14 protein-coding genes are annotated in these 13899 nt (G+C 69.8%); 8 read left to right on the forward strand and 6 right to left on the reverse strand.

Features of this window, described 5'->3' with window-relative positions; genetic code table 11:
• The coding region (locus KXR53_RS34960) for a hypothetical protein (RefSeq protein WP_437380238.1) at positions 1–422 on the reverse strand (422 nt) is incomplete at its 3' end.
• A 336-nt stretch (positions 423–758) separates the two neighbouring features.
• Here KXR53_RS34960 and KXR53_RS34965 point away from each other — a divergent pair.
• Positions 759–1397 carry a class I SAM-dependent methyltransferase gene (locus KXR53_RS34965; protein ID WP_437380239.1) on the forward strand — a complete coding sequence of 213 codons (639 nt, stop codon included), beginning with the start codon at positions 759–761 and terminating at the stop codon, positions 1395–1397.
• A gap of 222 nt (positions 1398–1619) precedes the next feature.
• On the opposite strand, the gene KXR53_RS34970 is transcribed toward KXR53_RS34965, so the two are convergent.
• Positions 1620–2573: an aldo/keto reductase gene (locus tag KXR53_RS34970; protein ID WP_437380240.1), complete on the reverse strand. Its 954-nt coding sequence runs from the start codon at positions 2571–2573 to the stop codon at positions 1620–1622.
• Positions 2574–2712: 139 nt separating this feature from the next.
• On the opposite strand from KXR53_RS34970, the gene gfa reads away from it, so the two are divergent.
• Positions 2713–3288, forward strand: a complete 576-nt coding sequence (gene gfa / locus KXR53_RS34975) for an S-(hydroxymethyl)glutathione synthase (RefSeq protein WP_437380241.1) — start codon at positions 2713–2715, stop codon at positions 3286–3288.
• A gap of 195 nt (positions 3289–3483) precedes the next feature.
• On the opposite strand, the gene KXR53_RS34980 is transcribed toward gfa, so the two are convergent.
• From KXR53_RS34980 to KXR53_RS34990, 3 genes are all read right to left on the reverse strand, one after another.
• A complete protein-coding gene (locus KXR53_RS34980; protein WP_437380242.1) occupies positions 3484–4149 on the reverse strand; it encodes a dihydrofolate reductase family protein in 666 nt (221 codons plus the stop codon).
• A 293-nt stretch (positions 4150–4442) separates the two neighbouring features.
• Complete coding sequence (hemF, locus tag KXR53_RS34985; protein ID WP_437380243.1) at positions 4443–5303, reverse strand: oxygen-dependent coproporphyrinogen oxidase; 861 nt, start codon at positions 5301–5303, stop codon at positions 4443–4445.
• An 83-nt stretch (positions 5304–5386) separates the two neighbouring features.
• The gene (locus tag KXR53_RS34990) at positions 5387–5836 is read right to left on the reverse strand and encodes a tRNA (cytidine(34)-2'-O)-methyltransferase (RefSeq protein WP_437380244.1); all 450 of its coding nucleotides are present in this window, start codon (positions 5834–5836) and stop codon (positions 5387–5389) included.
• 172 nt (positions 5837–6008) lie between these two features.
• Between KXR53_RS34990 and petA the strand changes: the two genes are divergently transcribed.
• From petA to KXR53_RS35020, 6 genes are all read left to right on the forward strand, one after another.
• Positions 6009–6593, forward strand: a complete 585-nt coding sequence (petA, locus tag KXR53_RS34995) for a ubiquinol-cytochrome c reductase iron-sulfur subunit (RefSeq protein WP_437380245.1) — start codon at positions 6009–6011, stop codon at positions 6591–6593.
• A 24-nt stretch (positions 6594–6617) separates the two neighbouring features.
• Positions 6618–7892 (forward strand): cytochrome b, encoded by a 1275-nt coding sequence (locus KXR53_RS35000; protein ID WP_437380246.1) that lies wholly within the window; start codon positions 6618–6620, stop codon positions 7890–7892.
• Positions 7893–7894: 2 nt separating this feature from the next.
• Positions 7895–8698, forward strand: coding sequence for a cytochrome c1 (locus KXR53_RS35005; protein ID WP_437380251.1), 804 nt, complete (start codon positions 7895–7897; stop codon positions 8696–8698).
• 186 nt (positions 8699–8884) lie between these two features.
• On the forward strand, positions 8885–10573 hold the full coding sequence (locus tag KXR53_RS35010; RefSeq protein ID WP_437380247.1) for an acyl-CoA dehydrogenase family protein: 1689 nt from the start codon (positions 8885–8887) through the stop codon (positions 10571–10573).
• Positions 10570–11130, forward strand: a complete 561-nt coding sequence (locus tag KXR53_RS35015) for a DUF924 family protein (RefSeq protein WP_437380248.1) — start codon at positions 10570–10572, stop codon at positions 11128–11130. The genes KXR53_RS35010 and KXR53_RS35015 overlap by 4 nt, the downstream gene beginning before the upstream one ends.
• Positions 11130–11900 (forward strand): VOC family protein, encoded by a 771-nt coding sequence (locus tag KXR53_RS35020; RefSeq protein WP_437380249.1) that lies wholly within the window; start codon positions 11130–11132, stop codon positions 11898–11900. The genes KXR53_RS35015 and KXR53_RS35020 overlap by 1 nt, the downstream gene beginning before the upstream one ends.
• On the opposite strand, the gene KXR53_RS35025 is transcribed toward KXR53_RS35020, so the two are convergent.
• Positions 11897–13270: a peptidoglycan DD-metalloendopeptidase family protein gene (locus tag KXR53_RS35025; protein ID WP_437380250.1), complete on the reverse strand. Its 1374-nt coding sequence runs from the start codon at positions 13268–13270 to the stop codon at positions 11897–11899. The genes KXR53_RS35020 and KXR53_RS35025 overlap by 4 nt on opposite strands.
• Positions 13271–13899 lie beyond the last annotated feature (629 nt).

Here is a 13899-nt window from a genome sequence, read left to right on the forward strand (position 1 = left end):
GACAGGGCCTCGCAGCGGTCGAGATCCTCGACCTCGTCCCAGATCATGCATTTCAGGACCTGCTCGACCTCGTCGCGGTGGCGGTCGCGGCGGGCCGGGCGGCCGGCCTCGCGCGCGGCGGTGCGGGCCTTGTCGTCGGCGCAGAGGTCGCGGGCAGCGCGGGCGCGCTGGGCCAGGGTCTGGCGCACCAGATGGGCGTAGCGGGCGAAGTCCAGGCCGGGATCTTCGGTCCGGGCCGGCTGGGCCTCGGCCTCGTCCGCCTTGGGTTCCGCCTGTGCGGTCTGGGCGGCGAGGGCGCGGGCGCCGGCGCCTTCGGCCAGCTGCATGCCGATCTCGGCCAGGCGCGTGAGCATCTCGACCTGCTGCAGCGCGAGGCCGCGGCAATACGCCTGGATGTCGAGATCGGGCGGCACCTCTGTCATGGAACATATCATGAACGAGGTGCGCGAGTTAACGCAATTGCACACTGTGTTAACGCGACCGACCTGGGGCTGGCGCGGGCGGCGGCAGGCTGGATCGCCACGGCGCTGCGCGCCTCGCGATGACGGTGATGGGTTGCAGGGTGTGGCTCCCCAAACCGTCATTGCGAGCGCAGCGAAGCAATCCAGTCCTGCCGCACGAGGCGGGCCGGCCTGGATTGCCACGCCCCTGCGGGGCTCGCGATGACGGTGGTGGCTGTCACGAACGCGTCTCAATGTGCAGATATCAGCAATTTCGAATGCCTGCGCATATGCGAAACGAGCCCATAGGAGGCCGCCATGTTCCGCTTCGCCAATGATGCGCGCTTTTGGGACCGGGGCGCGAGCAGATACGCCGCCGGTCCGATCGCAGATAGGGCGGGCTACGAGCGTACGCTGGAGCGCACGCGGCACCATCTCAAAGGCGGCGATGCGGTCTTCGAATTCGGGTGCGGCACGGGGACGACGGCGCTGAGGCTCGCGCCTTTCGTCGGGCGCATCGTCGCGACCGACATATCGGGCGAGATGATCGCGATCGCCCGCAAGAGGGCCGAAGCCGAAGGATGCGCCAATGCCGACTTCGAGGTCGCGACGCCCGACGCGATGCCTTGCCCGGACGGGACGTTCGACGCCGCTCTCGGCTTCAACGTCCTGCATCTGGTGGCGGCGCGGGAGGCGGCCCTGAGGGGCGTCCATCGGCTGCTGAAGCCGGGCGGGATCTTCATTTCCAAGACGCCATGCCTCGGCGAGGCGAACCCGCTGATGCATATCGTCCTGCCCCTGATGCAGCTCGTCGGCAAGGCGCCCTATGTGAGCTTTCTCAGCGCGAAGGACTTGGAGCGCGAGATCGCGGCGGTGGGGTTCGAGATCATCGAGCGCGGGCGCCACGCCTCGCGCGGCAAGGACGCGCGGCCGTTCCTCGTGGCACGGAAGCGGTGAAGCCTTCCGCGAATCGCCGTGATCGAGCCGGCACGCGCGGCCTCAGGCTGCTACCAGCTGTCCCGCCTTGGGACCTTTTTCAAAACACCTGTCCCTCGCCGTCATTGCGAGGAGGCGAAGCCGACGAAGCAATCCAGGGGCCACGCCAAACGGCCTCTGGATTGCTTCGCTGCGCTCGCAATGACGTGTTGGGAGTTCCGAAAAGGTCCCGCCCTGGGATCGTCACGGCGTCGGCTGAACGGCTGCCACCCCTTCTGCCGCCAGCTCGCCCCAGAACGCCTCCGGAATGTCCCGGCGCAGCAGGGCCATGTTGCGGTTGACCTCCTCGGCCGACTGGTGGCCGACGACGACGCTGACCACGGCCGGGTGGCGCAACGGGAACTGCAGCGCCGCCGCCGGCAGCGGCACGTCGTGGCGGCGGCACACCGCCTCGATCCGCCGCGTCCGCTCCAGGATCTCGGGCGGGGCCGGCTTGTACTGGTAACGGGCACCCTCGATGACCCCGGTCGCCAGGATGCCGGTGTTGAACGGCGCCGCCAGCAGCACCGAGATGCCCCGCGCCAGGCACTGGTCGAGGAACGGCACCGACTCCTGCTTCAGCAGGGTGTAGCCGCCGGCCAGCATCATGCAGTCGAACTCGCCGGCCTCGGCGAAGCGCCGGCACACCTGCCAGCTGCCGACCCCGACGCCGACGGCGCCGACCACGCCCTGGCCTCGCAGCTCCGCCAGCGCCGGATAGGCGCCGTCCATCGCCTCGGCGAAGCGGGCGTCGTAGGCGTCGCCGAGCAGGTCGGGGGTGACGTCGTGGATGAAGACGATGTCCAGCCGGTCGCGCTTCAGTCGCGCCAGGCTGCGCTCGACCGAGCGAAGCAAGCCGTCCCGCGTGTAGTCGAAGCGGTTCTCGCCATCCTCGGTGGTGCGGCCGGCCTTGGTCGAGAGCACATGCTCGTCGCGCGGCCGCTGCGCCAGCGCTGTGCCGAACCGCTCCTCGCTGACCCCGCCGGCATAGAGCGCGGCGGTGTCGAAATGGCGCAGGCCGCGCTCCCAGCAATGGTCGACCAGGGCCGCCACCGCGGCGTCGCCGATCGAGCTGAACAGGCTGCCGCCGCCGATGCCGAGGCGGGACACGCGCAGCGGGGTACGGCCGATCGGGCGGCGCTCACAAGGGTCGAACATGGCTCTCCTCAGGCTGGGCTGACGCCCGATCTTGGCACCATTTCTCGTCCCAGGGTCCAATAGAGATTCCGCCGCACATGTCGGACACTTCCGCCGGAACGACCATCCGGGGCCAACGAATCTCAAAGGGAGAAACGCGATGAGCGGCCAAGTTTCCATACACCCGGTCGTCGACGGCGGCGTGCGCCGCGGGTCCGGCAGCTTCCAGGGCGGAACGCTGGTCTGTGCCTGCACCGACCGCCCCGTCAGGGTCCGCATCGAAGGCGATGTCGCCCACAACCACGCCTGCGGCTGCACCAAATGCTGGAAGCCGCAGGGCGCCGCCTTCTCGATCGTGGCGGTGGTGCCGAGCGACAAGGTGACGGTGCTGGAGAACGGCGACAAGCTCGCGGTGGTCGATCCAAACGCCCTGATCCAGCGGCATGCCTGCCGCCAATGCGGCGTCCACATGTACGGCCCGGTCGAGCGCGACCACCCGTTCAAGGGCCTGTCCTTCATCCATCCGGAGCGGTTCGAGCAGGGTGGCTACGCCGAGCCGACCTTCGCCGCCTTCGTGTCCTCGATCATCGAATCGGGCGTCGACCCGAGCCTGATGGACGGGGTGCGGACCCGGCTGAAGGAGCTGGGGCTGCCGCCCTATGACTGCCTCTCGCCGGGGCTGATGGACTACATCGCGACCTGGACCGCGAAGCGCTCCGGCGCCCTGGCCGCTTAGAGACCATTTGGAAACGCTACTGGCGTGGCCGTCTGACGGCGGTTTCTGCGCTTTCGGTGCTCACGGACCTTCATGTCCGCTGCGCTCCGGTTCTCGAAACCACCGCCAGCCGACTCACGCCAGCGCATTTCCAAAACGGTCTCTTAGATCCCCGGAGGCTGCGGAGGCCGCCGGCTGCGCGGCCTCCGCGGCTCCTCAGCCTTCCCGCTTCATCCGCTCGCGCCGGGCCAGCTCGGCCTCGCTCGGTTCGGCCTGGGCGAAGGATCCGGCCGTCACCTCGCCGGCGCGGATATAGGTGCTGATGACCACCCCGGTGGTCGAGACCTTGCTGTCGACCAGCTTCAGCCCGGCCGGGATGGCGCCCGGGCCGAACAGGCGCTTGCCCTTGCCCAGAATGATCGGGAAGGTCATCAGGCGGAACTCGTCGATCAGGTCGCGCGCCAGCAGCGACTGGATCAGCCCGCTGCTGCCCTGCAGCAGCAGGGTCGGCCCGTCCTGCCGCTTCAGCTCGGCCACCGCATCCGCCGCGTCGCCGCGCAGGGCCACGGAGTTCTGCCAGGTCAGCGGCGTGGCTGATCTGGTGGCGACATATTTGGTGACCCGGTTGAACACCTTGCCGATCGAATCGTCCTCGCCGACATACGGCCAGTGGGCGGCGAAGATCTCGTAGGTCTTGCGGCCGAGCAGCAGGTCGAAGGGCGAGCCGAAGGTCTCGTCGATCGCCTTGCCCGTGACCTCGTCCCAGTGGGGGAACACCCAGCCGCCGAACGCGAAGCCGCCGGTCGGGTCCTCCTCCGGCCCGCCCGGGGCCTGCATCACGCCGTCCAGGCTCAGGAATGTGGCGGCAATGACTTTTCTCATCTCATCCTCCTGTCGATGGTGGCGCCTGGTGCGCCGGGTTCCACCGGAGGACGAAGGAGAGGGCGGCGATCCGACAGCCTCGTACCGACGGAACGAAATACCAACCTGTCATGGCGAGGCGAGGAGCGCCGCGGCCATCCAGAGGTCGGTGCCGCTGGATGGCCGCGCCCCTTCGGGGCTCGCCATGACGGGGAGGGGACCGAAGAGTCGATCTCAAAGGGCCACTGGGCTCAATCGATCGGCTTGCCGGTGCGGTCGCGCATGGTGGCGAGGGTGAGGGCGCTGATCAGGGATCAGGGCCAGGCGACCAGCGGCGGGAGGGACATCAGGATCGCCTCGGCGTTGCCGCCGGTCTTCAGCCCGAAGGTGGTGCCGCGGTCGTACAGCAGGTTGAACTCGACATAGCGGCCGCGACGCCGCAGCTGGTGCGCCCGCTGCTCCTCGGTCCAGGGCCGGTCCATGTGGCGGCGGACGATGCGCGGATAGACGTCGAGGAAGGCGAGGCCGACATCGCGGGTGAAGGCGAAGTCGGCGTCCCAGTCGCCGCTGTCGAGATTGTCGTAGAAGAGGCCGCCGACGCCGCGCGGCTCGTCCCGGTGCGGCAGGAAGAAGTATCTGTCGCACCACTCCTTGAAGCGCGGGTAATAGCCGGGGTCGTGGCGGTCGCAGGCCGCCTGCAGCGCGGCGTGGAACTCGGTCGTGTCGGCCTCGTCCGGAACCATCGGGGTCAGATCGGCGCCGCCCCCGAACCAGCCGACCGAGGTCTCGATCCGCCGCGTGTTCATGTGCACCGCCGGAACCAGCGGGCTCTGCAGATGTGCGACCAGGCTGATGCCCGAGGCCCAGAACCGTCCGTCGCCCTCGGCGCCGCGGATCTGCGCCCGGAACGCCTCCGAGAACTCGCCATGCACGGTCGAGATGTTGACGCCGACCTTCTCGAACACCCGGCCGCGCATCAGCGACATCACGCCACCGCCGCCGCCCGGCCTGTCCCAGGCCTTGCGCTCGAAGCGGCCGGGCGGCCGGTCGGAGAGGGGGCCGGCATAGTCGTCCTCGATCGCCTCGAAGGCAGCGCAGATCCGGTCGCGCAGCGTTGCGAACCAGGCGGCGGCTTCCGCCTTGCGGGATTCGGTCAGGTCGGATGTCGAACTCATGCGGCGGACCTTTGTTGCAGCGCCGGCACCATAGGACGGTGGGCGAAGCCCAGGAATGGCCATCCGCGCCGCAGGGGCGGGGATCAGGGGCGGGCTCCGGTCTGGCGAATCGCCTCGCCCAGCACCATCGCCGCCGCCGTCGCGACGTTGATCGAGCGCGCCTCCGGCCGCAGCGGGATGACGATGCGGGAATCCGCCGCATCATGCACCGCCTCGGGCACGCCGGCGCTCTCGCGCCCGACCATGATCCGATCGTCGGGGGCGAAGGCGAAGCGGGTGTAGGGCAGATCGGCCTTCGTGGTCAGCAGCACCAGCCGCCCGGCATGGGCCGTTTCGGCATAGCGCCGCCAGCTCGTCCAGCGCGTGAGATCGAGGAAATCCGCGTAATCCATGGCCGCGCGGCGCAGCCGCCGGTCGTCGACCAGGAAGCCGCAGGGTTCGATCAGGTCGACGGCGACGCCGAGCGCCGCGGCCAGCCGCATCATGGTGCCGGCGTTCTGGGGGATGTCCGGTTCGTAGAGGACGAGTCGCATGGGGCCCGCGGTGCTGCGTCGCTGGTGTTTCTTAGCGAATTGCCAGGGTCGGGATGGCATTGTATAGACCGAAGCCGCCTCCTGCCCGGATTGCGCGTCAACCCGGGCCGAAGCCAGCCAGTTTCGGGGAGGCGCGGGAGAATAAGGTCGACCAAGAAGGACCGTTGAAACAATGTCGGATACCACCCTCCAGGGCACACCTGGCCCGAGCCACACGCCGACCGGGGATCACGCATCCGGGGAGGGGGGCACCCGACGCGATTTCCTCTATCTCCTGACCGGCGCCGTGGGCGCGGTCGGTGTCGCCAGCGTCGCCTGGCCCCTGATCGACAGCATGAACCCGTCGAAGGACGTGCTGGCCCTGGCGACGATCGACGTCGACCTGGCGCCGGTGGCGGTCGGCCAGTCCCTGACGGTGAAGTGGCGCGGCACCCCGGTGTTCATCCGCCACCGGCCGGAGGACCAGATCAAGGCCGCCGAGGAGGTCCCGCTCAGCCAGCTGCCGGACCCGCAGCCCGACTCCGCCCGTGTGCAGAAGCCGGAATGGCTCGTGGTCGTCGGCGTCTGCACCCATCTCGGCTGCATCCCGCTGGGCCAGAATCCGGGCGAGAATCGCGGCCCCTTCGGCGGCTGGTTCTGCCCCTGCCACGGTTCGATCTACGACACCTCCGGGCGCATCCGGCAGGGCCCGGCGCCGACGAACCTCGCCGTGCCGACCTATAGCTTCACCGCCGACACCAAGATCAAGATCGGCTGAGCCGCTCGTTCCGGAGACTGCCCCATGGCCCACGAATCGGCCCAACCGTCGACCTTCCGGAGCCCGACGATCCGCTGGATCGACTCGCGGCTGCCGATCTTCTCCATGATGTACAAGGAGTACGGCGAGTATCCGGCGCCGCGGAACTTCAACTATCTTTGGAACTTCGGCGCCATCGCCGGGATGATGCTGGTGATCATGATCGCCACCGGCCTGTTCCTGTCGATGCAGTACACGCCGCATGTCGACTACGCCTTCCAGTCGGTCGAGCGCATCATGCGCGACGTCAATTACGGCTGGCTGATGCGCTACATCCACGCCAACGGCGCGTCGATGTTCTTCATCGCGGTCTACATCCACATCTTCCGCGGCTTGTACTACGGCTCCTACAAGTCGCCGCGCGAGCTGGTGTGGATCTTCGGCGTGCTGATCTTCCTCCTGATGATGGCCACCGCCTTCATGGGCTATGTGCTGCCCTGGGGCCAGATGAGCTTCTGGGGCGCCACTGTCATCACCAACCTGTTCTCGGCCATCCCGCTGGTCGGCGAGAACATCGTCACCTGGCTGTGGGGCGGCTTCGCGGTCGACAACCCGACGCTGAACCGCTTCTACTCGCTGCACTTCCTGCTGCCCTTCGTGATCCTCGGCGTCGTCATCGTCCATGTCGGCGCCTTCCACGTCACCGGCTCGAACAACCCCTCGGGCATCGACCCGAAGGGGCCGCAGGACACGCTGCCCTTCCACCCGTACTACACGGCCAAGGACAGCTTCGGCATCGCCGTGTTCCTGATCTTCTATGCCTTCATCGTGTTCTTCGCGCCGAACCTGATGGGGCATGCGGACAACTACATCCAGGCGAACCCGCTGCAGACGCCGGCGCATATCGTCCCGGAATGGTACTTCCTGCCGTTCTACGCGATCCTGCGCTCGATCACCTTCAGCCTGTTCGGCATCCCGGCGAAGCTGCTGGGCGTGATCGCGATGTTCGGCGCCATCGCCATCCTGTTCGTGCTGCCCTGGCTCGACACCAGCCGGGTGCGCAGTGCCCGGTTCCGCCCGATCTACCGCTGGTGCTTCTGGCTGCTGGTGGCCTCGGTGATCGGCCTCGGCTACGCCGGGTCGCAGCCGCCGGAGGGGCTGCCGGTGGTGATCGGCCAGGTCGGCATGGCCTATTACTTCCTGCACTTCCTGGTGATCCTGCCGATCCTGGGCAAGATCGAACGGCCGCTGCCGCTGCCGCGCAGCATCAGCGAATCCGTCCTCGGGCCGTCGGCCGCTACGAACACGGTGAAGGCGTGACCATGCCGCTCCTCGACAAGATCATGCTGCGATCCGCCGTCACCGCCGCGGCCCTGTGGCTCGCGCTCGGCGCCGATCTTCCGGCCGCCCGGGCGCAGGAGGAGCATCCGCCGGCGCCGCCGGCCCAGAACTGGTCGTTCGGCGGCTTCTTCGGCACCTTCGACCGGGCCTCGGCCCAGCGCGGCTTCCAGGTCTACAAGGAGGTCTGCTCGACCTGCCACTCGATGCATCTGATGTCCTACCGCGACCTCAGCGGCCTGGGCTTCAGCGAGGACGAGGTCAAGGCGATCGCGGCCGAGTACAAGGTCGCCGACACCAACGATGCCGGCGAGCCGATCGAGCGCACGGCGCTGCCCTCGGACCGGTTCCACAACCCGTTCCCGAACGACAAGGCGGCGGCGGCGGCGAATGGCGGCAAGGTGCCGCCCGACCTGTCGCTGATGGCGAAGGCGCGCGGCTCGGGCGGCGAGACCGACGGCCCGAACTACGTCTTCGCCTTCCTCACCGGCTTCCACGACGCGCCGGAAGGGTTCCAGGTCCCGGACGGGCTGAACTACAACACCTATTTCCCCGGTCACGTGACGGCGATGCCGAACATCCTGACCGACGGCGCCGTCACCTACACCGACGGCACCAACGCCACGCATGAGCAGATGGCCTGGGACGTCACCAACTTCCTGATGTGGACGGCCGAGCCGACGATGGAGGAGCGCAAGCACACCGGTGTCAAGGTGATCCTGTTCCTGATCATCTTCGCCGGCCTGCTTTATTCGGTGAAGCGCAAGGTCTGGGCCAGCGCCCACTGAGTCTTTCTTGCCGGAATGTTCCCTGCGGGGCGGCGCTAGAGCGCGATCGTTTCAGGGGAAAGCGGTTTCGCTTTCCCCTGAAACGTGAATCGCGCTCTTTTCTATTGGGTTGGCCGGATGACATGTCATCCGGCCGGGGGGCGCCCCGTGCTATTTTGGGGGCATCGCTGCTGGGAGGCCGCCGCCATGGACCGGACCCGACCGATCGAGCTTCCGCCCGCCATCCGCGGCCTGAACCTGTTCACCACCGACCGCGACCTGCAGCGCCGCCTGGCCCGGCGCAGCCCGGACCTGCTGCCGCGCTTCGGCGACCAGCTGGCGGAGTTCGGCGCCTGGGTCGGCGACGCGGTGGAGGCGCAGGCCGACTACACCAACCGGCATGCTCCGCCGCGGCTCGAGACCCATGACGGGGCGGGCGGCGCCACCGGCCGGGTGGTGCTGAACGCCGAATACCGCGCCTGCCATGCCGAGGTCTATCGCCGCGGTATCATCGGCCTGGCCTTCGGACCGGAACGGGCGCCGCATCTGCTCTCCTTCGTCATGGGCGGCGTGCTGTCCCAGGCCGATGTCTCGCTGCACTGCCCGGTGACGCTGACCGGCGCCGTCGCCTGGGTGCTCGACCGGCTGGCGCCGGATCCGGTGCGCAGCCAATGGCTGCCGCAGCTGACCCGGATGGACGGCCAGGCGCTGACCGGCGGCACCTGGGCGACCGAGCTGCATGGCGGCACCGACGTCGCCGCCACCGCCACGGTGGCGGAGCCGGACGGCGCCGCCTGGCGCCTGACCGGTCTGAAATGGTTCACCAGCAACGCCGGCGCCGGGGCGGCGCTGGCCACCGCCCGGCCGCGCGGGGCGCCGGATGGGGCGCGCGGCCTGGGCTGCTATCTGGTGCCCTCGGCGCTGCCGGACGGCACGCCGAACCGGCTGCATGTCCGCCGCCTCAAGGACAAGGTCGGCACCCGCGGCCTCGCCACCGGCGAGACCGTTCTGGACGGCGCCTGGGCGGTCGAGGTGGCGCCGCCGCCGCACGGGCTGAAGGCGATGCTGGAGGCGCTGGAATACAGCCGGGTGCACAATGCTTTCGCTGCCGCCGGCGTCCATCGCCGCGCCCTCCTCGAATCGCTCGCCTGGACCAGCCATCGCCGCGTCGGTGGCACGCTGCTGCGCGCCACGCCGATGATGCGCGATGCGCTGCTCGACCTCGCTGTGACCCAGGAGCCCTCGGCGGCTTTGGCCTTCGAGGCGGCCGAGGCCTTCGAGGCGCCGGGCGAGGACCCGGCGGTCGAGGGATGGCGCCGCACCGCCGTGGCGCTGGCCAAATACTGGACCGCGGCAGAGGCGACGGCGGCCGCGGCCCAGGCGGTCGAGATCGTCGGCGGCAACGGCTACACCGAGGAATGGCCGACGGCGCGGCTCTACCGCGACGCCCTGGTCACCGCGGTGTGGGAGGGGCCGGCCAATGTCCAGGCGCTGGAATTCCTGCGCGCCGCCATCGGCAAGCTGCCGGGCGACCGCGCCTTCCTGGACCGGGTCTCCGGCATCCTCGACGCCGCGCCCGCGGCGCTGCAGGACATCGCGGCCCGGCTGCGCCCGGTGCTCGACGGCTGCCGAGCCGGCTTCGCCCATCTGCGGGCGCGGCCGGAGGACGGGCCGCGGCTGGCCCGCCGGCTGATGCATCCGGCGGCGGAGCTGCTGGCCGCGGCGCTGATGCTGGAGGAGGCGGCGGCCGACCTCGCCGCGGGCGACCGGCGCAAGGCGCTGATGGCCCGCCGATTCGCCGCCCGGCTCGACCCGCGGGGCGGGGTCGATCTGGCCGAGGACCCGCTGCACGCCCTGTTCGACGACATCATCGGCTATGGAGCCTGCCCGGCATGACCCCGCTTGCCGTCGCCGCGCGCGACGTCCTCAGCTTCTGGTTCGAGCAGTCCGGCAAGGAGCGCTGGTTCTCCGGCGATGCCGGTTTCGACGCCGAGATCCGCGCCCGCTTCCTGGCCGTGCATGAGGAGGCCGCGGCCGGGCGGCACGACGACTGGGCGGCGTCGCCGCTCGGCGCCGTGGCGCTGTGCATCCTGCTCGACCAGTTCCCGCGCAACCTGTACCGCGGCACGCCGCGCGCCTTCGCCACCGATCCCAAGGCGCTGGCCACGGCGAAGGCCGCGGTCGAGCAGGGCTTCGACCGCGACCCGTCCCTGACCGAAGACCACCGGCTGTTCCTCTATTTGCCCTTCGAGCACAGCGAGGACCTCGCCGACCAGCGCCGCAGTGTGGAGCTGCAGGCGGCCGGCCTCAGCGACCCGGAATATGTCGACTACGCGCGGCGGCATCTCGCGGTGATCGAGCGCTTCGGCCGCTTCCCGCACCGCAACCTCATCCTCGGGCGGATCACCACGCCGGAGGAGGAGGCCTATCTGGCCGAGCACGGAGGGTTCTGATGCCGGCGATCACCGGGCTCGACCACGTCATCCTGGCGGTGGCGGCGCTGGATGCGGCGCGCGACACCTGGCGCCGGCTCGGCTTCACCCTGACGCCGCGCGGCCGCCACATCGGCTGGGGCACGGCGAATTACTGCATCATGCTGCAGGCCGACTACATCGAGCTGCTCGGCGTGCTCGACCCGACGCAGTTCGACAACGGCCTCGGCGAACGCCTGGCGCGGGACGGGGAGGGGCTGCTCGGCATCTCCCTCGCGACCAAATCGGCCGATTCGGCGGCCGCGGCCTTCGCCGAAGCCGGGGCGGGGGCCGAGCCGGCGCGCGACCTGGCCCGGCTGCTCGATCTGCCGGAGGGGCCGGTGCAGCCCTCCTTCCGGCTGGCCTATCCGGCCCGGCGCGACGCCTTCGGCCTGTCGCTCTTCGCCACCGAGCACCGGACGCCGGAGCTGTTGCGCCGGCCGGAGTGGGAGCGCCACGCCAACGGCGCCGCCGGCCTTACCCGGCTCGACCTGCCGGCGCCGCTCGCGGACCCGGCCCTGGCCGCCTGGGCGGCGCTGGACGGGGCACGGCGGGAGGGCGACTCGGTCGCGATCGGCGGCTTCACCCTCGGCGTCGGCGCCGAGCCGATGCTGCATATCGCGACGCGCGACCTCGATGCCTGCGAATCGGCGCTGCGGGCCGGCCAGGTCGACCATGCCCGGCATCCGAACGGGGTGGTGGTGCCGCCGCTGCCCGGAGCCGGCCTGGCGCTGCGATTCGCCGGCTCCTAGCCGTCGACCCGGCCGATGGCGGCCACCGGCGCCTCCTCGGTCAGCCGCCGGAACTGCCGGTCGATCGCCTCGACCCGGCGCTTGAACGCGGCCAGGTCGCGGCCCGCCAGCGTGGTGCCGGTCGGCAGGTCGACGCTCAGCGGATTGACCTGACTGCCGTTCACCAGCACCTCGTAGTGCAGATGCGGCCCGGTCGCCATGCCGCTGGAGCCGACATAGCCGATCACGTCGCCCTGCTTGACCCGCGCGCCCTTCTTCAGCCTGGCGAAGCGGCTCAGATGGGCATAGGCGGTCGACAGCTTGCCGTTGTGCCGCAGCCGGATGACGCGGCCATAGCCGCGCTGGGTGGCGATCAGCTCCACCGTGCCGTCGCCGGCGGCGTAGATCGGGGTGCCGCTGGGCGCGCCGAAATCGACGCCACGATGCATCCGCGTGTAGCCCAGCACCGGGTGGCGCCGGGCGCCGAATCGGGAAGTCAGCCGCGCCCCGTCGACCGGGGTGCGCAACAGCAGGCGGCGCACGCTGGTGCCGTCGCGGTCGTAGTAGTCGACCGTGCCGTCGCGGCTCTCGAACCGGTACATGGTCAGCGTCTTGTCGCCGAGCTCGAGCCGCGCCATCTCGACGGAGCCGAGCCGGGCGACGCTGCCGTCCGGGTTGTGGTCCTGGCTGAACAGCACGGCGAATCGGTCGCCCGGCTGCAGGTCGCGCTGGAAGTCGACCGAATAGGCCCAGGTCTTCAGCAGCCCCAGCACCACCGCATCAGGCACCCCGGCCGCGGTCGCGTCGGCGTAGAGGCTCGATTCGATCTCGCCTTGGATGCCGACCGGCCGGGTCTCCAGCACCCGCTCGGCCTCGCTGCTGCGGAAGCCGCCGTCCGGTGCGCGGCGGGCGGTGAGGGTGCGGTCGACCTCCGGCATCAGGCTGACCGCCTTCAGCACGCGCTCGCCGCCGCTGCGGTCGAAGGTCACGGTGATCGGCTGGCCGATTCGCAGTCGTGTGGGGTCGTAGAGGCCGTCGAGGGCGGAGACGGCGGCATGGGCCTCGTCCTCGGCGACTCCGGCCTCGGTCAGCAGGCCGGTCAGCGTGTCGCCCTCGGCCACCTCCAGCACCTGACGCTCGGTGCCGCTGCGGTCCAGCGGCCGGCTCAGACCCTCGGCAACGGCCGAGAGCATCCAGTCCGCCGGCTCCTCCGGGGCGGGAATCAGGACGTCATAGGCAATCTGGTCGCGCAGATCCGATGGGAGTGTCGGGGCCGGGCTGCCCGTGGCGGCGTCGGCCCGATGCGGCGATTCGGGGAGGAGCAGGACGGCGCCGGCCCCGAGACCGGCCAAGGCGAGAAACGACAGGACTCCGATCGGCGCGATTCGCAATGGGTCGGTCTCCAGGGGGCGGTGGGGAGGCCGCCCGCTTGGCCGGGGCGCGCCTGAATCGTCGGCCGAAGATGCGGGAGCGGCGGAATCAGGTCAACCGGCCCCGCCCGCTCCAAATCCCGTCCTGGCCCCCTTGCGCGCGCCCGCGCGAATCCCCATCTCAGGGCTGTCGGGACGGGCGGAACCGCCCGGACCGATGATGGTCCGAGCCCCTCTGCCTTGCGTGGGATGGCCCTTCGCGAGGTGGAGATGCTGTCCGAAAAATTTTCGTCACAAAGCGTTTGACAGGGCTCCGCGACCTCCCTATAACCCGCCTCACCGACGGCGACGCGGCGGTGAGCGAAAGCGAAACGGCGGGTCGGACAGAGCGGCGGATGAAAATCCGGTTGCACTGGGAAGTCGGAAGGATTACATCGACGTTTCTGCCCTGGCGGGCCGGCCCTGGAAGGGGAAGGCGCGACGGGCGGATGCGGCTCTGGAGGGGGCGAGAGCTCTCGGAAGGGCGCGGATCTTGGACAAGTGAGTTGAAGTGGAGAAGGGATACGCGGCCGGCGGTTTGGTCTCTGGATGAGAGGCGAAGCAAGCGGGCGCGGTATCTCGGACGCTAGTAGAGTCATGAGCGTCGGGCT

The organism is Inquilinus limosus (assembly GCF_051487185.1).
In the GTDB taxonomy this organism is placed as follows: domain Bacteria; phylum Pseudomonadota; class Alphaproteobacteria; order DSM-16000; family Inquilinaceae; genus Inquilinus; species Inquilinus limosus_F.

What these genes read in the sequence shown, in the direction of transcription:
- KXR53_RS34965 (WP_437380239.1), top strand. Translation starts at nt 759, where the DNA reads ATGTTCCGCTTCGCCAATGATGCGCGCTTTTGGGACCGGGGCGCGAGC.
- KXR53_RS34970 (WP_437380240.1), bottom strand. Translation starts at nt 2,573, where the DNA reads ATGTTCGACCCTTGTGAGCGCCGCCCGATCGGCCGTACCCCGCTGCGC.
- gfa (WP_437380241.1), top strand. Translation starts at nt 2,713, where the DNA reads ATGAGCGGCCAAGTTTCCATACACCCGGTCGTCGACGGCGGCGTGCGC.
- KXR53_RS34980 (WP_437380242.1), bottom strand. Translation starts at nt 4,149, where the DNA reads ATGAGAAAAGTCATTGCCGCCACATTCCTGAGCCTGGACGGCGTGATG.
- hemF (WP_437380243.1), bottom strand. Translation starts at nt 5,303, where the DNA reads ATGAGTTCGACATCCGACCTGACCGAATCCCGCAAGGCGGAAGCCGCC.
- KXR53_RS34990 (WP_437380244.1), bottom strand. Translation starts at nt 5,836, where the DNA reads ATGCGACTCGTCCTCTACGAACCGGACATCCCCCAGAACGCCGGCACC.
- petA (WP_437380245.1), top strand. Translation starts at nt 6,009, where the DNA reads ATGTCGGATACCACCCTCCAGGGCACACCTGGCCCGAGCCACACGCCG.
- KXR53_RS35000 (WP_437380246.1), top strand. Translation starts at nt 6,618, where the DNA reads ATGGCCCACGAATCGGCCCAACCGTCGACCTTCCGGAGCCCGACGATC.
- KXR53_RS35005 (WP_437380251.1), top strand. Translation starts at nt 7,895, where the DNA reads ATGCCGCTCCTCGACAAGATCATGCTGCGATCCGCCGTCACCGCCGCG.
- KXR53_RS35010 (WP_437380247.1), top strand. Translation starts at nt 8,885, where the DNA reads ATGGACCGGACCCGACCGATCGAGCTTCCGCCCGCCATCCGCGGCCTG.
- KXR53_RS35015 (WP_437380248.1), top strand. Translation starts at nt 10,570, where the DNA reads ATGACCCCGCTTGCCGTCGCCGCGCGCGACGTCCTCAGCTTCTGGTTC.
- KXR53_RS35020 (WP_437380249.1), top strand. Translation starts at nt 11,130, where the DNA reads ATGCCGGCGATCACCGGGCTCGACCACGTCATCCTGGCGGTGGCGGCG.